This is a genomic window from Pluralibacter sp., assembly GCF_019237635.1.
Lineage (GTDB): Bacteria > Pseudomonadota > Gammaproteobacteria > Enterobacterales > Enterobacteriaceae > Enterobacter_B.
In genome coordinates, this window is record NZ_JAFAGS010000187.1 from 1 (window position 1) to 15926 (window position 15926).

A 15926-nucleotide genomic window follows, 5' to 3' on the forward strand; every position below is an offset into this window, starting at 1 on the left:
CGCGCTGGCGGCGAGTGGGTGCGGGGTCAGGAGAGGAAGCTGGCGCCTTGTTTCAGGACGAGGTCGCAGGCCTTGGTTTTGACCTGCTCCGCCAGCGGCGAATTGCCGATAGCGCTCAGGTTCAACTGCTGGCCGTTCTGGGCATTCAGCAGCCCCTGGATGCCATCAAGATAGTTGGTGTCTTTTTTCTGTTCCGCCGCGCCCAGACCGAGCTTATCCAGCATCTGGTTTTTCACGTTGTCGACGTTGGTGGCGGAGGCCAGTTTCTGTTTGGCGCAGTACTCTAAAATACCGGCGGCGTTGTTCATGTTGTCGGCGCTCAGGGCGCTGCTGCTGCCGTTAAGCAGGCCAGTCAGCGAGGAGAGCGACATCCCGCCCTGCTGTGCGCTGCCGCTCTGGCTGCTCAGTTCGTTGGCGGCGCTGTTCAACGTGTCCTGCCATGAAGACGCGCTGGCGGCGGTGGAGAGCAGTGCGATGCTCACAACGGTGGTGCTCAAAAGACCTTTTGCGAATTTCATAATAAAAACTCCAGGAGAGAAAACTGCGCCAGTATAGCGCTGCCTTCGCCAGGAAAAGTCTCAATACTCTTTGCCGGTGACGCGGCTGCGATAGCTGTCCCAGTTGAAAATCACCCACAGGCTGTTGCCAAGGCGCATACGGTCCATGACGCGCTCCCCCAGCAGCTTGGTCATTTCGTCCATATTGCTGTTGGTGAGCATCCCGGTCGGGCGTTTCGACGACGATCGGCGATCGACTATCTGGTTGATGATCACTTTTTCATAGCGGGATTCGGTCTGCACGCCGATCTCGTCGATCACCAGCAGATCCACATTGCTGAGATCGTTGAGCAGCTGTTCTTCGCTGGTCTCGCGATTGCCGAAGGTGTCCTTCATGGCGGACATAATGTCGGCCACCGTAATGATCAGCACCGATTTTCCCCGCAGCAACAGTTCGTTGCAGATGGCGGCGGCGAGGTGATTTTTCCCGGTTCCCGGCTTGCCGGAAAAGATGAAGCTGGCAAGGTTGCCGTCAAACTCTTCCACATACTGACGCGCTTTCGACAGGGCGTTCATCTGACCGTCGCACTCGATGCGGTAGTTGTTGAAGGAGCAGTTTTGGTGCAGCGGGCGAATGCCGGAGCGGTTAAAGGTGCGCTGCATTTTCATCGCCCGGTTTTCGCGCTCAAGGGCGGCGGAGCGGAGCTCGCCCTGTTCTTTTTGCCAGGCCAGCAGTTCTTCACCGGTTTTGAAGGCCGGTTCGATATGCTTTGGCATCATCTTCTGCAGGCGCTGCATCAGGTCACCAACGTTTTTCATACTTAACCTCTGAAACCGGGGGGAATGTGGCTGTCGGGTTCGCTCAGCGAATTGAGATCGCGCCGCGGCTGTCCGCCGTTGCTGGCGCGGTTAATTTGCACGCTGCGGGCGAGCTTCTGCTGCCACTGCACGTGATGAAACACTTTACCTTCCGCCTGCCAGTAGGCGGTAAACGCGGCCAGCTCTTCCGGCGTGACCGGCTGTGAGAGCGCCACGCCCCACAGCGCCGCCAGACGCTGAAAATCGGCGTCCGGCTGCCATCCGGCATACATGGCGAATTTGCCCATCGGCACCGCCACTGGCGTATCGGCAGGCTCGTCGTAGAATTGCGCATCTAACGTGACATCGCTGCCGGGACGCGCCAGCTTTGCTTCCAGCTCAAGCAGTTGCGCCAGACGCGCAGGCGCAATGGCGTAAAAGGCCGGGGCGTTATTGGCGAACACCGCCACCGCGCCGCCTTCGGCACGGTTTAACGCCGCTTCGGGATCGTGCAAAAAGGCATCAATACCGATGACATTGGATGTCAGAATTCTCGATGACATAACGCTTACTCAAACGGGATAACGACTGGCATAACATGGGGCAGATAGTAGCACAGAGTGGGGCAAGGGAGGAGATTGCCCGGCGCGTTTGCCGCCGGGCGGGAAAATCAGGCGATTTATACCCGTGGACGCTTGCGGTAAAGCCAGAGTCCAGGGATTGAAAGCCCAATGGACAGCGCCCCCACAATGGAAGAAGCCTTAAGAAAGTGGGTGAGCAGGCTTATCATCAGCGTTTCGCTGTAGCCGAAATGGCTAATCTTGACCGCTGAAATCATCGCGGAATAGGCGGAAATGCCTGGAAACATGGGGATTACGGCGGCGACGGTGAAGATTTTCGGGTGCGCCAGATACCAGCGCGACCACTGAATGCCGATACTGCCGACCAGCATTGAGGCGACAAACGTGGCCCACTCGATATTAAAACCGCCCATCATTATCAGCATTCTGGAGCTATGGCCGATAGCGCCGAGCAGGGCGCACCAGGGCAGAGCGCGGTGCGGGACGTTAAAGACCATCGCAAAGCCGACGGCGGGGATTGCCGACAACAGCATGTCCTGGAGCAGCGTCATGACAAACTGAATTATATCCATCCGCGTAATCCCCATAAGGTCATCGCCATGACCACGCCGATGCAGGTGGCGAGCGTCAACAGGCTGGCAATCGCCCAGCGGGCAAGTCCGGTATTGATATGTCCTTTGAACATATCGGCGACGGCGTTGATTAACGGAAAGCCGGGAACCAGCAGCAGCACGCTGGCCGCCATGGCCACGGTCGGCGTATTCACAAAGTTGGGCAGACGCAGCATCAGGCCCGATACGGTGGTGGCGACAAACGCCGTGATGCAAAAATTAATCTGCGGATGCAGGCCGCGGTGGGTCAACAGCTGGCGGATATACATGGCGACGGTGCTGGCGCAAAAGGTGACAAAGGCGCCGTCCCAGCCGCCGTTATTCAGCTTGCAAAAGCAGGCGCAGGAGAGCCCCACCATCGTCACGACGAGCCAGCGCGGGTAGCGCAGCGGTTTTATCTGCGCGAAGCGTTTTTCCACGTCCTGATAGTCGAGCAGCTTGTGTTCGGCCAGGATGACGATGTGCTGCACTTCCGTCACCACGTGCATGTTAATGCCGCGGTCGCTGTTTTTGCGGGTTGAGGTCAGGCACTGCCCGTCTTTGATTGTCGTCAGCACGATAGCGTTGGACGAAATCGCGCTTTCAACGCTGTCCATACCTAACGCCATCCCCAGGCGGCCAGAGAGCTCTTCCACCAGCGCGCTTTCCGCGCCGTGCTGCAATAAAAACAGCCCGCATTGAATACACAGCCGCGTAACCTGTCGTTGTATTGTTTGATCTACTTCCATCATCGCCTGAGAGAGTGTTCACCGAAAATGCCGAGTCCATAGGTTACTTTTACCTGAGCCCGTATGCGGCAGGCAAGACCAAAACATAACGAAAAACGCTGGCGGCGGTTGTGATGCAAGTATTCATCACAGGAATCATATATCAAAATTTGATATTAAAATTGAAATTATTAAATCAATCTAACAACAGAATAAATTTTTTCTAATATCACAGCTATTAATCTCCTGTCCCGGATATGAGATATTACTTAGGCTGTAAGGGTTCATTTCATTTAGCGCCTCATTTAATGAGGAGCTTCTTTTGCTGTTTAAATGAAAACAGGGAAGGTAGAGTCTGGGAGGGAACTATGCTATCGACACACTCTGGATATGGGATAGTAATCAGTAAATTACCCGTAATACAGTCTGGCCTGAGCGCTATTATGCGGGATAATTTCCCGGAATATGAAAGCGGTTGTTATCAATGCATTGAAGAATTAACGCTGCTGCAACTGCGTCACGCCAGTCTGGTTTTGGTCGACCTTTTTGGCGGTTCACCGGAGCCTCGCGATATTTGCGAACAGTATTATGCGTTAATGACGCAATATACCGATATTCGTTGGGTTTTTCTGGTAAATCATGCGCTTTATCCCCTTGCCGTTGAGTATCTAATGCGACCGCAGAGCACGCTGCTTTCCGATGCGGAACCTGTCGCTGGGGTCATTCGGGCAATTCGCGAAAACGGAAGCGGCTATATCAGCAGTAACCTGGCGGTGCTCCGCAGCGGCGCCATTGAGCCCGAGCTTTTCAGAAGCGTCTCGCTGACGGCATCTGAACGCCAGGTATTGCGTTTGCTGGCGAAAGGGTGGGGGATTAATCAAATCGCGACGATGCTGCATAAGAGCAACAAAACCGTCAGCGCCCAGAAAAATAGCGCCATACGGCGTTTGTCTCTGCGCGGGAACGCCGATATGTATGCCTGGATTAACAGCGCGGAGGGGATGAGGGAGCTCAATCTCCATTCCGTCTACGGAGAGCACGCTGAATGGAAAAACATGCCGCAACACGACATATCGCTATTATAGACGCCTGTACGTTGTCCGTACTGGGATTGCAACAGCTGCTGACGCACACCTTAGGGAGCCAGTACCAGATTCATGCCTTTAAGAATTCCGCTGAATTTTTAGCGAAATTCCATTGCTGGCCCTGTTTTGCTGTGATTTATGCCATTTCCTGTGTCAGGGGATCGAGGAAAGAGAGCAGCTATTTGCTGAAAAGCATCGCCAGGCTGTCGCCGCAGGCGAGGCGCATTGTTATCTCGGACGATTGCCGGGAAGCCGGGTTGATTCGCGGTTTGTCACCGGTGAGCCTGCACGGCATCCTCTGTAAATCGGCCGCAATTAGCGAGCTGGCGGAGCAGCTACAGACGCTTTTGCAGGTTCTGCCGTCCCCTCAGGAGAACATTATTAACGGTAGCTGCCGCGGCGGCACGCCTGGTCTAAGCCCGACAGAGCGCGTCATTCTTTACTACATGGCGGAAGGCCTTTCTATTCCTGAGATCGCGGCGCATCTGGCCCGGAACACGAAAACAATCCGCGCGCATAAGTTCAATGCGATGACCAAGCTCGGCGTGAGTTCGGATACTGATCTACTGTGCGCTGCGGATATGCTCCACTATTCACCAATACGTGGGAACCTTTATCCGTCATCGCCGCTGAAAGTGAATTGATCTACACGCAGACGTCACCCACCACGCTGTAAATAATGGTGTTAATAATTCTATAACATTTCAGATTTTTCGATCTTCTTCACATTCACTGCAACCGGTTACTGTAACCGGTTGCAGTCGGCCTGATGACGATGAATACTGAGCACATCACTAGCCTGTCAGGAGAGCTGCGATGTCTGCGAACCATGCCGCCTTTAATCTGATTTTCCGTTTTGTCGAAAACTATGTCAGTCCGGTTGCCGGGCGTATTTCGTCCCAGCGCCACGTTATGGCTATCCGTGATGGTTTTATCTCGGCGATGCCGTTCATGATTGTCGGTTCATTTCTGTTGGTGTTTGCCTACCCGCCGTTTTCCCCGGACACCACCTGGGGCTTTGCCCGCGCGTGGCTGGATATGGCGAAGCAGTTCGAAGGACGCATTCTGACGCCGTTTGATATGACGATGGGCATTATGTCTATCTACATCTGCGCGGCGATTGCCTACAACCTCGGTAAACATTACGAAAAGCTAAATCAGCTCGATCCTTTCATGTGCGCGATGCTCTCCATCATGGCGTTCCTGCTGGTGGCGGCGCCAAAAACCAACGGCACGCTGCCGGTCGACAGCCTGGGCGGCACCGGGATCTTTACCGCCATCCTGGTGGCGGTGTACTGCGTGGAGATGATGCGTTTCCTGAAGGTGCGCAATATCGGCATCCGTCTGCCGGATCAGGTTCCGCCGATGATCAAAAACTCCTTTGATCTGCTGATCCCGGTGCTGGTGGTGGTGCTGACGCTCTATCCGTTAAGCCTGTTTATCCAGAGCCAGTTCGATATGCTGATCCCACAGGCGATCATGGCGATATTCAAACCGCTGGTTTCTGCGGCGGATTCGTTGCCGGCTATCCTGCTGGCGGTGCTGATAGGCCATCTGCTGTGGTTCGCGGGTATTCATGGCGCGGCGATCGTCTCCGGTATGCTGCAGATGTTCTGGCTGACGAACCTCGGAATGAACCAGACGGCGCTGGCCCACGGTGCGCCGCTGCCGCATATCTTTATGGAGGCGTTCTGGACGTTCTTCATCGTCATCGGCGGTTCCGGCGCGACGATGGGGCTGGTGTTCTGCTATCTGCGAAGCCGCTCCGCGCACCTGCGTTCCATCGGTCGGCTGAGCATTGTACCGAGCGTTTTTAACATTAACGAGCCGGTTATCTTCGGTACGCCGATCGTCATGAACCCGGTGTTCTTTATTCCGTTCCTGTTGGCGCCGATGGTGAACGCCGTGCTGGCCTGGGGAACGATGAAGTTGGATCTGATCGGCCGGGTGATTTCCGTGGTGCCGTGGACGGCGCCAGCGCCGGTGGGTGCGGCCTGGGCGCTGGGTTGGGACTTCCGCGGGGCGATCCTCGTGGTGGTACTGGCCTGCGTTTCCGCCATCATTTACTACCCGTTCTTCAAAGTATATGAGAAACAGTTGCTGGCGCAGGAAGCGGAAGAAGTACTGCGCGCCGCAGAAGAAAACGAGCAGATTGCCTGACCGCGTCAGGCCGGGTGAGCGCTTGCGCCACCCGGCACATCAGCGCGCTATCTGAGCGTGCAGTCGCCGCACTGCTGAACGTCCGGTAGTCGGTAGCGCTGGCAGCAGGTGCGACGGACCAGCAGTCCATCTCTCATGACGACCGTGCGCCAGAGCGGGTTTTGCTGACCGTCAGACAGCTGTTGGGAGAAGAACAACTGTTGGCGCAACGTCGCGACCCGTTCATCCCCCAGCAGATTTTTCATCTCACTCAGATACCCGTTAATCAGATGACCGGTATTGCTCCAGATAAGCTTGCCGTTGATATCGCCTGTGGCTTCCAGCGCACTGACGACCGGCATCAGCGTGCGGGTAACCAGTTTTTCCATGCGGTTAACCGGCGGCGCAAAGAGGGCGGTTTTATCCTGATGCACCGCAATCCAGAAGCAGGCTGCACGGCCCGTTTCATGAAACTCGACCTGAATGTGCTCGGGTGACAGACTGATAGCCTGCTGCTGGGTGAGTAACGCCAGCATCAGCGGCGGCAACTGCAGTCCGATATACCATTGCGCCCAGAGCGACAGCAGCGCTTTGTTCTCCCGCGGCTGTTCCGGCTTATGACGGTAGATATGATCGGAGTAACAGGCCAGCAGCGTGCTGAGTTCGGTGGGGCGGGTCCATTCGGTGAGCGTCATGGCGCATTGCGGCGGCGTTTCGTCCAGTCGCAGAAATTCCAGCAGGTGCGGGCGATGCGCGCGCAGCGTGTTCCGCAGCGTATCCGCCAGCGAAGGAGCGGGTACCTGCGGTACGGAGCGCCTGATAACCGCGTCTGTCAGGAATGCTGTACGGTACGCCATAACAATAAGCACCAGGAATCTAAATGATAATTATTTCCAATGCTATCTATTGCTGACACGCTGCGCAACCCTTATCGGTGTTAAATCCTTTGTTTACGTGATATCAGACGGGTTGCAGCTGCTCGCTGGTCAGGATGTTGTTGCGACCCATGTGTTTGGCTTCGTACAGCGCCTTATCGGCATTTTCGAGGGCGGCTTCAAAATCGTCGCCTTCAAGCGGCGCCAGGCCAATACTGACGGTCACGTTGGTGGCAACCGTCAGATTAAACATATGGGGAATTTTGAGATCGTAAACGCGCTGACGAATACGCTCGGCGCTGAGCAAGGCGCCATCGGAGGTGGTGTTGGTCAGTAGCACCATAAACTCTTCACCGCCATAGCGGGTGACGATATCGCGAGAGCGCACGGCATTGCGGATTGCCGCGGATACCTGAATCAGCGCCTGGTCGCCCATCATATGGCCATAGTGATCGTTGTAGGCTTTGAAGTGATCGATATCGAGCAGCAGGACGAAATGCCCGCTGTTATCCAGCCCCAGCAGCGTTTGCAGGCGGCTTTGCATGCCGCGGCGGTTGTAGAGGCCGGTAAGAGGGTCCAGCATGCTCAGGTCGTTGAGCGTTTGCCGCTCTTCCAGCAGCTTATACATCAGACCCTGAGCAAAATCATCATTACGTTTCTGGATAAGACTTTGCAGGGACACCCCGGCTATCGGCAGCGCGATGCAATACAGCATGCGCACCCAGTGGGCGCCGTTGTCAATGATCAGGCAGGTGATGAGTACCGGTAAGGAATGCAGAGTGAAGGCGAGAATGTTATTCGAAAAGGCAATCACGCCAATAAAGAATATCCCTAATAGAGAAATGATCAGGTAGTTAACATTAGCGTCTGCTAATAGCGGCGCCTTAATTGCTACGTGCCATGCCCAAAGGCAGCCAATGGCAAAGGATATCAGCGGAAGATTGATTTTTTTTTGCGAAAAGGCCCAATGCCCGAGCAGCAGCCCAACGCAGGATAAGGCGATCAGCGTTACCGGTATCGTCAGGGCAAACACCTGTGATAATGGGCTGAACATGGAAATGAGCGCTGATGTTAAATTAAGAAATAAAAACAAGCGTAACGAAAACTGATATTTTTTGATACGCAGGGAACGCCAGGATTGTGCTGTCATGTCAGGAAATCATTATGCAGTGTGGAATTACAGAAACGCCAGCTACCAGGGTAAACACTATCACGTCGTAAATGTATAACGTGAAAAATATCAGAGATCTTGATTTTTCTGTATCGTCCGCACAATTTATCACCTTCACTCAAGGCTGTCATTAGCGCACAGGTAAAGTGACTTCATGGCGAGGGGGACGAGACTGGCCGGACTTGGGTGTGACGGGTTATCGGAAGAGTGCTTGCGTTAACAGAAGGAATAATGCTGATGAATCTGAAAATGATGGGATAAAAGAAAAACGCGGGAGTGAGTAAGAAAGCTGGTGCGAGGGGGGGGACTTGAACCCCCACGTCCGTAAGAACAATAACACCTGAAGCTAGCGCGTCTACCAATTCCGCCACCTTCGCACAGACATCTTACTGATTGTATCGCCTCGTTGGTGCGAGGGGGGGGACTTGAACCCCCACGTCCGTAAGGACACTAACACCTGAAGCTAGCGCGTCTACCAATTCCGCCACCTTCGCATACCATCGACTCTATGAAAGAATCGTTACCACGGAGGCGCATTCTAGTGGTTTTCCACTTTTCGTCAATAGTTAATTGTGGCGCAATGTCTGATTGCTGCAAAAAACATCATCTTCTCTGCCCGCAGGCAGAGAAGATGGACGGTTATTTTTTCGCCTGACGGGTCATCACCGTGCGATAGACCTTAAAGCGTCCAGTCTGGGCGATAACCTCGTGGAAACCAAAGGTGTCGTCCAGCACCTGCGGGTACGGCAGGAAGGCGTTGGCGACGATACGCAGCTCACCGCCGCTGTTGAGATGGCGAACCGCCCCGCGAATCAGCGCTTGCGCCGCTTCGAGGCTGGTTTGCATGCCGTCGTGGAACGGCGGGTTCGAGATAATCATATCGAAACGACCGGTCACTTCTGAAAAAACATTGCTGGCGAACACGTCACCTTCGAAACCGTTCGCGGCAAGCGTCGCGCGGCTGGCTTCTACCGCCGGAGCGCTCACGTCGCATAGGGTCAGGCGAACCTTCGGCGAATGGCTGGCCAGTACGGCGGCCAGTACGCCCGCGCCGCAGCCCACGTCCAGCACTTTGCCTTTGGTGTGCGGCGTCAGCGTCGACAGCAGCAGCTGGCTGCCCACGTCCAGACCGTCGCGGCTGAAGACGCCGGGCAGGGTTTTGATGGTGAGGTTGTCCAGCGCGTAGCCGCCCCAGTAGCCGTCGGCGTTAAAGGTCGGTTGTTTTTCCAGACGTCCGTAATACAGGCCGCAGCGGCGCGCGCTGTCGACTTTGTTCAGCGGCGCGAATTCCGCCAGCATCTGCTCGGCGCTACGCACGCCGCTGCGGTTTTCGCCCACCACGAAGATGTCGGTGCCGACAGGCATCAGCGATAGAATATTGGTTAACTGGAACTGCGCTTCCGGCTTGTTTTTCGGCCAGTAGTAGACCAGCGTATCGCAGTCGGCAACGTCCGTTGCGTCGGCGGTCAGGCTGAAACGCACGCGATCGTCCATGGCGCGGCTGAGCGCCTGCCAGTGGTGGAACTGCTGGGTATGGGCACGGCTGAATGCTGTATCAAGACGAGCAGGCAGGTCATCCTGCATATCGCCGGCAAACAAAATACGGCTTTTTTCGAAATCATCACTGTGGCGCAGCAAGACTTCACTTGCCGGGGTCATGGCAGACATAAAAAGATCCTCAAAAATCGACGGGGGCGATTATAGGGGTTTGTTGGCGCAAGTTCGACGAATTTGCTATATTTCCGCGCCTGACAGACAGGAGAATTACGCGATGACATCCCGACGAGACTGGCAGTTACAGCAACTGGGCATCACCCAGTGGTCTTTGCGTCGCCCGACGGTGTTGCAGGGCGAAATCGCTATCTCACTGCCTGAGCATATTCGTCTGGTGATCGTCGCCGCCGCGCTGCTGCCGCTGACAGACCCGATGGTGGGCGATGTCCTGCGAGCGCTCTCGGTGACGGCCGATCAGGTCCTGCAACTGACGCCTGAGCGTGTGGCCATGCTGCCGCAGGGCAGTCGTTGCAACAGCTGGCGGCTCGGCGAAGGTGACGCGATAGCGCTGGAAGGCGCTCAACTCACCAGCCCGGCTTTTAACGAACTGCAGGCCAGCGCTACGGCTCGCGCCGCGCTCTGGCAACAAATTTGCGCTCATGAACACGATTTCTTCCCTAAGCCTGACTGATTTACCGCGCGCCTGGCAGATTGAAAAACGCGCCCACGCCTTTCCCTGGAGCGAACAGACGTTCGCCAGCAACCAGGGTGAGCGCTACCTCAACTATCAACTGGCGGTAGACGGCGTGATGGCGGCCTTCGCCATTACGCAGGTGGTGCTGGATGAAGCCACGCTGTTTAACATTGCCGTGGATCCGGCCTGGCAACGCCGGGGGTTAGGGCGTGAATTACTCGAACATGTCATTGATGAAGTCGAAAAGCGCGGCGTCGCGACGCTGTGGCTGGAAGTACGCGCGTCGAACGTCGCCGCCATCGCACTCTATGAAAGCTTAGGCTTTAACGAGGCGACGATACGCCGCAACTACTACCCCACCGCCGAGGGGCACGAAGACGCTGTCATTATGGCTTTACCCTTAAGAATGTAAGACAAGGTATAACGATGAAGAAGTGGGACTGGATTTTCTTTGATGCCGACGAGACGCTGTTTACATTTGATTCATTCAGCGGCCTGCAGCGGATGTTTCTCGACTACAGCGTGACGTTTACCGCCGAAGATTTCCAGGACTATCAGGCCGTTAATAAGCCGCTGTGGGTGGATTATCAGAACGGGGCCATCACCTCGCTGCAACTGCAGCACCAGCGTTTTGACAGCTGGGCTACGCGTCTAAACGTCAATCCCGGCGAGCTTAACGATGCCTTTATGAACGCGATGGCTGAGATCTGCTCGCCGCTGCCGGGGGCTGTGTCGCTGCTCGATGCGCTACAGGGAAAAGTCAAAATGGGCATTATCACCAACGGCTTTACCTCGCTGCAGCAGATCCGCCTTGAGCGGACCGGGCTTCGCGACCACTTCGAGCTGTTGATTATTTCTGAAGAAGTCGGCGTGGCAAAGCCGGATGCGCGCATCTTTGATTACGCGCTGGAGCAGGCCGGCAACCCGGACCGCTCGCGCGTGCTGATGGTGGGCGATACGGCAGCCTCTGACATTCTCGGCGGCAATAACGCAGGGCTCTCAACCTGCTGGCTGAATGCGCATCAGCAGGAACTGCCGGAACATATCAAGCCGACATGGACGGTGACCTCCCTTAGCGAGCTGGAGCAACTCCTGTGTAAACATTGATTGCCTGTCCCCGCCTGCCGGGTAAAATAGCCGCATTTTTCAAATTCAACATGCACGGCACTGCCGCGCCTATTTAAGAAGAACTGACTATGACGTTGTCTCCTTATTTGCAGGAGGTGGCCAAGCGCCGCACTTTTGCCATCATCTCTCACCCGGACGCCGGTAAAACGACGATCACCGAGAAGGTCCTGCTGTTCGGACAGGCTATCCAGACCGCCGGTACGGTCAAAGGCCGCGGCTCCAGCCAGCATGCGAAATCGGACTGGATGGAGATGGAAAAGCAGCGTGGTATCTCTATCACCACCTCCGTAATGCAGTTCCCGTATCAGAACTGCCTGGTGAACCTGCTCGACACCCCGGGTCACGAAGACTTCTCGGAAGATACTTACCGTACCCTGACGGCGGTGGACTGCTGTCTGATGGTTATCGATGCTGCAAAAGGCGTTGAGGACCGGACGCGTAAGCTGATGGAAGTCACCCGTCTGCGCGATACGCCGATCCTGACCTTTATGAACAAACTCGACCGTGACATCCGCGACCCGATGGAGCTGCTGGATGAAGTGGAAAATGAGCTGAAAATCGCCTGCGCGCCGATCACCTGGCCCATCGGCTGCGGCAAGTTGTTCAAGGGCGTGTACCATCTGTATAAAGATGAAACCTACCTGTACCAGACCGGTAAAGGCCACACTATCCAGGAAGTCCGCATTGTGAAAGGTCTGGACAACCCGGAGCTTGACAAGGCGGTGGGCGACGATCTGGCGGCCCAACTGCGCGATGAGCTGGAGCTGGTGCAAGGCGCTTCTCACGAGTTCGACAAAGAGCTGTTCCTGAGCGGCGAGATTACGCCGGTGTTCTTCGGGACCGCACTCGGCAACTTCGGCGTTGACCATATGCTTGATGGTCTCGTCGAGTGGGCGCCTGCGCCGATGCCGCGTAAAACCGACACCCGTGAAGTGGAAGCCGAAGAAGAGAAATTCACCGGTTTCGTCTTCAAGATTCAGGCCAACATGGACCCGAAACACCGCGACCGTGTGGCGTTTATGCGCGTCGTATCCGGGAAGTATGAGAAGGGCATGAAGCTGCGTCAGGTGCGTATCGGCAAAGATGTTGTTATCTCCGATGCGCTGACCTTTATGGCGGGTGACCGCTCCCACGTGGAAGAGGCGTATCCGGGCGACATCATCGGCCTGCATAACCACGGCACTATCCAGATAGGCGACACCTTTACCCAGGGTGAGATGATGAAGTTCACCGGTATCCCGAACTTCGCCCCTGAGCTGTTCCGTCGTATCCGCCTGAAAGATCCGCTGAAGCAGAAGCAACTGCTGAAAGGGCTGGTGCAACTGTCTGAAGAGGGCGCTGTGCAGGTCTTCCGTCCCATCGCCAACAACGATCTTATCGTCGGCGCGGTGGGCGTGCTGCAGTTTGATGTGGTCGTGGCGCGCCTGAAGAGCGAATACAACGTTGAGGCGATTTATGAATCGGTCAACGTGGCGACCGCTCGCTGGGTGGAAAGCACCGACGTGAAGAAATTCGAAGAGTTTAAACGTAAGAACGAAGTGCAGCTGGCGCTGGACGGCGGCGATAATCTTACCTATATCGCGCCAACCATGGTTAACCTTAACCTGACCCAGGAGCGTTACCCTGACGTGACGTTCCGTAAAACGCGCGAGCACTAATCCTCTGCAGAGCACGGCGTCCGCCGTGCTCTTGTTGTCATCCTGCCCGTTGATTTCGTTGCGGAAAGTTCTTAATTACGCCGCGCCTTATCCCTGCCTGGTTGTTTTTCACTCGTTTTTCTGAGCGGCTCGCTGATTATGTCCTATATTTAACAAAGTGATGACAAATTTGCTGGTTTAATTCGCCTGATTACGCTTTTTCGTTGGCGTATTAACCCATCACATTTATCTCTCACCGCATAATTCACTGGTTGCCGACAGCGCAGGGCAGAGGATTGATCGCTCGATAAGTAAGGAGAGGCGTATGTTTCGTTGGGGCATTATCTTTCTGGTTATCGCGCTTATTGCGGCGGCGCTGGGCTTTGGCGGCCTGGCGGGCACCGCGGCCGGTGCGGCAAAAATCGTCTTTATTGTCGGGATTATTCTGTTCCTTGTGAGCCTGTTTATGGGACGCCGACGTCCTTAGCGCACAGGACGCCGTTCATGCTTCGTAACATAAAGCCAGTCCAGCGGACTGGCTTTATGAGTGCCAGCGCGCTGAAAACTGCGTTATGGTGATGTGACAAAAAAATCAACACAGGAAAGCAGTGTGGGACAGCGAATTCCAGTGACGCTTGGAAACATCGCTGCACTCTCCGTTACGCCTTTCTGTCCAGGGCCGATGGCGCTGGTCTGCGAAGGGGGTGGTCAGCGCGGCATTTTTACCGCCGGAGTGCTGGATGAGTTCATGCGTGCGAGGTTTAACCCTTTCGATTTTTGGTTTGGCACCTCAGCGGGGGCGCAAAACCTTTCCGCTTACGTCTGTAATCAGTCGGGCTATGCGCGTAAGGTGATTACCCGTTACACCACCACGCGGGACTTTTTCGACCCGATGCGCTTCGTTCGTGGCGGAAACCTTATCGATCTTGACTGGTTGCAGGAGGCCACCTCCCGCAAAATGCCGCTGGCGATGGACGTCGCCGCGCAGCGTTTCGACGAGGGAAAATCGTTCTTTATGTGCGCCTGTCGCGGCGACGATTATACGCCAGGCTATTTTTCACCGACCCATCAGACCTGGCTTGATCTCATCCGCGCGTCCAGCGCGATCCCGGGTTTTTATCGGACCGGGGTGACGCTTGACGGGGTGAACTATCTCGATGGCGGCGTCAGCGACGCGATTCCGGTACAGGAAGCGGCGAAACGCGGCGCGAAAACGATTGTGGTTATCCGCACCGTGCCTTCACAGATGTACTACACCCCGCAATGGTTTAAGCGTGTGGAACGCTGGCTGGGTGAAAGCAGCCTGCAGCCGTATGTCCACCTGGTGCAACACCACGAAAAGACCTACCATGCCATTCAGCGGTTTATCGAAAAGCCGCCGGGTAAAGTTCGGGTTCTGGAAATTTACCCGCCGAAACCGCTGCGCAGCATGGCGCTCGGCAGCCGCCTTCCTGCATTACAGGAGGACTACAATACCGGCCGCCAGTGCGGGCGCTACTTCCTGGCAACCATGGGCAAATTGCTTTCCGACAGGCCGCCGCTTCGCCGCTATACGCCGCGCAGCGCCACCCGGGTATCGGTCATCTCGACGCCCACGGCCGCGGCAAACGATGTTCAGCGCGGCGCGCAATTTGATAATGAGGATTCGGCGTGAGCCTGCGTTTTATCGATACCCATTGCCACTTTGATTTTCCCCCCTTTGCTGATGATGTCCCGGCAAGTCTGGCGCGTGCAGAGCAGGCCGGGGTCGCGCAGATCGTCATTCCGGCGACGCAGGCATCCCGTTTTGCGGCGCTGATGGCGCTTGTCGATGCTCATGCGCCGCTGTATGCCGCGCTGGGGCTGCACCCGATCGTGATTGAACAGCACGATGACAACAGCCTGGCGACACTGGAAAACTGGTTGAAACAGCAGCCGGAAAAGCTGGTAGCGGTGGGTGAAATTGGCCTTGACCTGTATCGGGATGAACCGCAGTTTACGCGCCAGCAGGCGGTGTTTGAGGCTCAGCTTGCGATGGCAAAACGCTATGACTTACCGGTCATCCTCCACTCCCGGCGGACGCATGACAAGCTGGCGATGCATCTGAAGCGGTATAACCTGCCGCGAACCGGCGTGGTGCACGGTTTTGCCGGCAGCCTGCAGCAGGCGGAGCGCTTTGTGCAACTGGGCTACTACATCGGCGTCGGCGGCACGATTACCTGGCCGCGCGCGCGTAAAACACGTGAGGTGATGACGCGTCTCCCGCTCTCTTCGCTGCTGCTGGAAACGGACGCGCCGGACATGCCGCTAAACGGTTTTCAGGGGCAGCCGAACCGCCCTGAGCGCGTCGCCCTGGTGTTTGATGCGTTGTGCGCGCTGCGTAGCGAAGCGCCAGCCGTGATTGCGGATGCGCTGATAAGAAATACGAGAACACTATTTGCTGGCTTATAGTGCACTACTTTCAGTGACGAAGATCTCATTATACGTTTTTCCTTTCTCTGATTTGCGTAAAACCTGTGAACTGAAGCAA

18 protein-coding genes and 2 tRNA genes are annotated in these 15926 nt (G+C 55.7%); 10 read left to right on the forward strand and 10 right to left on the reverse strand.

Annotation, left to right across the window (positions count from 1 at the left end; genetic code table 11):
* Nucleotides 1–26 precede the first annotated feature (26 nt).
* From JO226_RS22870 to JO226_RS22890, 5 genes are all read right to left on the reverse strand, one after another.
* Nucleotides 27–518 carry a DUF2501 domain-containing protein gene (locus tag JO226_RS22870; protein WP_296407823.1) on the reverse strand — a complete coding sequence of 164 codons (492 nt, stop codon included), beginning with the start codon at nt 516–518 and terminating at the stop codon, nt 27–29.
* A 60-nt stretch (nt 519–578) separates the two neighbouring features.
* The gene (dnaC, locus tag JO226_RS22875) at nt 579–1316 is read right to left on the reverse strand and encodes a DNA replication protein DnaC (protein ID WP_296407825.1); all 738 of its coding nucleotides are present in this window, start codon (nt 1314–1316) and stop codon (nt 579–581) included.
* A 2-nt stretch (nt 1317–1318) separates the two neighbouring features.
* Nucleotides 1319–1858, reverse strand: a complete 540-nt coding sequence (gene dnaT / locus JO226_RS22880; RefSeq protein WP_296407826.1) for a primosomal protein DnaT — start codon at nt 1856–1858, stop codon at nt 1319–1321.
* A gap of 116 nt (nt 1859–1974) precedes the next feature.
* Entirely contained in the window at nt 1975–2448 is a 474-nt protein-coding gene (locus JO226_RS22885; RefSeq protein WP_296407829.1) for a threonine/serine exporter, read from the reverse strand.
* Nucleotides 2439–3215, reverse strand: a complete 777-nt coding sequence (locus JO226_RS22890) for a threonine/serine exporter ThrE family protein (protein ID WP_296407891.1) — start codon at nt 3213–3215, stop codon at nt 2439–2441. The genes JO226_RS22885 and JO226_RS22890 overlap by 10 nt, the downstream gene beginning before the upstream one ends.
* 347 nt (nt 3216–3562) lie before the next feature.
* On the opposite strand from JO226_RS22890, the gene JO226_RS22895 reads away from it, so the two are divergent.
* From JO226_RS22895 to JO226_RS22905, 3 genes are all read left to right on the forward strand, one after another.
* A complete protein-coding gene (locus JO226_RS22895) occupies nt 3563–4279 on the forward strand; it encodes a response regulator transcription factor (RefSeq protein WP_296407893.1) in 717 nt (238 codons plus the stop codon).
* Nucleotides 4240–4923 carry a DNA-binding transcriptional activator BglJ gene (gene bglJ / locus JO226_RS22900; RefSeq protein ID WP_296407832.1) on the forward strand — a complete coding sequence of 228 codons (684 nt, stop codon included), beginning with the start codon at nt 4240–4242 and terminating at the stop codon, nt 4921–4923. Before JO226_RS22895 ends, bglJ begins: the two co-directional genes overlap by 40 nt.
* 172 nt (nt 4924–5095) lie before the next feature.
* The gene (locus tag JO226_RS22905) at nt 5096–6439 is read left to right on the forward strand and encodes a PTS sugar transporter subunit IIC (protein WP_296407835.1); all 1344 of its coding nucleotides are present in this window, start codon (nt 5096–5098) and stop codon (nt 6437–6439) included.
* Nucleotides 6440–6486: 47 nt separating this feature from the next.
* Here JO226_RS22905 and fhuF read toward each other — a convergent pair whose 3' ends face one another.
* The 5 genes from fhuF to rsmC form a co-directional block, all read right to left on the reverse strand.
* A complete protein-coding gene (gene fhuF, locus JO226_RS22910; protein ID WP_296407836.1) occupies nt 6487–7275 on the reverse strand; it encodes a siderophore-iron reductase FhuF in 789 nt (262 codons plus the stop codon).
* A 103-nt stretch (nt 7276–7378) separates the two neighbouring features.
* The gene (locus JO226_RS22915) at nt 7379–8443 is read right to left on the reverse strand and encodes a GGDEF domain-containing protein (RefSeq protein WP_296407838.1); all 1065 of its coding nucleotides are present in this window, start codon (nt 8441–8443) and stop codon (nt 7379–7381) included.
* A gap of 311 nt (nt 8444–8754) precedes the next feature.
* Nucleotides 8755–8841 (reverse strand) — tRNA-Leu (locus tag JO226_RS22920).
* A gap of 30 nt (nt 8842–8871) precedes the next feature.
* Nucleotides 8872–8958: transfer RNA gene (locus tag JO226_RS22925), tRNA-Leu, on the reverse strand.
* Nucleotides 8959–9103: 145 nt separating this feature from the next.
* The gene (gene rsmC / locus JO226_RS22930) at nt 9104–10132 is read right to left on the reverse strand and encodes a 16S rRNA (guanine(1207)-N(2))-methyltransferase RsmC (protein ID WP_296407840.1); all 1029 of its coding nucleotides are present in this window, start codon (nt 10130–10132) and stop codon (nt 9104–9106) included.
* A 103-nt stretch (nt 10133–10235) separates the two neighbouring features.
* Here rsmC and JO226_RS22935 point away from each other — a divergent pair, with 103 nt between their 5' ends.
* The 7 genes from JO226_RS22935 to JO226_RS22965 all read left to right on the forward strand — a co-directional run bounded on the left by JO226_RS22935 (nt 10236) and on the right by JO226_RS22965 (nt 15847).
* Nucleotides 10236–10649 (forward strand): DNA polymerase III subunit psi, encoded by a 414-nt coding sequence (locus tag JO226_RS22935; RefSeq protein WP_296407842.1) that lies wholly within the window; start codon nt 10236–10238, stop codon nt 10647–10649.
* The gene (gene rimI / locus JO226_RS22940; RefSeq protein ID WP_296407843.1) at nt 10618–11064 is read left to right on the forward strand and encodes a ribosomal protein S18-alanine N-acetyltransferase; all 447 of its coding nucleotides are present in this window, start codon (nt 10618–10620) and stop codon (nt 11062–11064) included. Before JO226_RS22935 ends, rimI begins: the two co-directional genes overlap by 32 nt.
* A 14-nt stretch (nt 11065–11078) precedes the next feature.
* Nucleotides 11079–11759 (forward strand): pyrimidine 5'-nucleotidase, encoded by a 681-nt coding sequence (yjjG, locus tag JO226_RS22945; RefSeq protein ID WP_296407845.1) that lies wholly within the window; start codon nt 11079–11081, stop codon nt 11757–11759.
* A gap of 89 nt (nt 11760–11848) precedes the next feature.
* On the forward strand, nt 11849–13438 hold the full coding sequence (gene prfC, locus JO226_RS22950) for a peptide chain release factor 3 (protein WP_296407848.1): 1590 nt from the start codon (nt 11849–11851) through the stop codon (nt 13436–13438).
* A gap of 304 nt (nt 13439–13742) precedes the next feature.
* Nucleotides 13743–13904 carry a DUF1328 domain-containing protein gene (locus JO226_RS22955; protein ID WP_007373037.1) on the forward strand — a complete coding sequence of 54 codons (162 nt, stop codon included), beginning with the start codon at nt 13743–13745 and terminating at the stop codon, nt 13902–13904.
* A gap of 123 nt (nt 13905–14027) precedes the next feature.
* A complete protein-coding gene (locus JO226_RS22960) occupies nt 14028–15071 on the forward strand; it encodes a patatin family protein (protein ID WP_367273578.1) in 1044 nt (347 codons plus the stop codon).
* Entirely contained in the window at nt 15068–15847 is a 780-nt protein-coding gene (locus JO226_RS22965; protein WP_296407862.1) for a TatD family hydrolase, read from the forward strand. The genes JO226_RS22960 and JO226_RS22965 overlap by 4 nt, the downstream gene beginning before the upstream one ends.
* Nucleotides 15848–15926 lie beyond the last annotated feature (79 nt).

Coding starts and splice junctions, on each gene's coding strand:
- JO226_RS22870 (WP_296407823.1), bottom strand. CDS start 518: ATGAAATTCGCAAAAGGTCTTTTGAGCACCACCGTTGTGAGCATCGCA.
- dnaC (WP_296407825.1), bottom strand. CDS start 1,316: ATGAAAAACGTTGGTGACCTGATGCAGCGCCTGCAGAAGATGATGCCA.
- dnaT (WP_296407826.1), bottom strand. CDS start 1,858: ATGTCATCGAGAATTCTGACATCCAATGTCATCGGTATTGATGCCTTT.
- JO226_RS22885 (WP_296407829.1), bottom strand. CDS start 2,448: ATGGATATAATTCAGTTTGTCATGACGCTGCTCCAGGACATGCTGTTG.
- JO226_RS22890 (WP_296407891.1), bottom strand. CDS start 3,215: ATGGAAGTAGATCAAACAATACAACGACAGGTTACGCGGCTGTGTATT.
- JO226_RS22895 (WP_296407893.1), top strand. CDS start 3,563: ATGCTATCGACACACTCTGGATATGGGATAGTAATCAGTAAATTACCC.
- bglJ (WP_296407832.1), top strand. CDS start 4,240: ATGGAAAAACATGCCGCAACACGACATATCGCTATTATAGACGCCTGT.
- JO226_RS22905 (WP_296407835.1), top strand. CDS start 5,096: ATGTCTGCGAACCATGCCGCCTTTAATCTGATTTTCCGTTTTGTCGAA.
- fhuF (WP_296407836.1), bottom strand. CDS start 7,275: ATGGCGTACCGTACAGCATTCCTGACAGACGCGGTTATCAGGCGCTCC.
- JO226_RS22915 (WP_296407838.1), bottom strand. CDS start 8,443: ATGACAGCACAATCCTGGCGTTCCCTGCGTATCAAAAAATATCAGTTT.
- rsmC (WP_296407840.1), bottom strand. CDS start 10,132: ATGTCTGCCATGACCCCGGCAAGTGAAGTCTTGCTGCGCCACAGTGAT.
- JO226_RS22935 (WP_296407842.1), top strand. CDS start 10,236: ATGACATCCCGACGAGACTGGCAGTTACAGCAACTGGGCATCACCCAG.
- rimI (WP_296407843.1), top strand. CDS start 10,618: ATGAACACGATTTCTTCCCTAAGCCTGACTGATTTACCGCGCGCCTGG.
- yjjG (WP_296407845.1), top strand. CDS start 11,079: ATGAAGAAGTGGGACTGGATTTTCTTTGATGCCGACGAGACGCTGTTT.
- prfC (WP_296407848.1), top strand. CDS start 11,849: ATGACGTTGTCTCCTTATTTGCAGGAGGTGGCCAAGCGCCGCACTTTT.
- JO226_RS22955 (WP_007373037.1), top strand. CDS start 13,743: ATGTTTCGTTGGGGCATTATCTTTCTGGTTATCGCGCTTATTGCGGCG.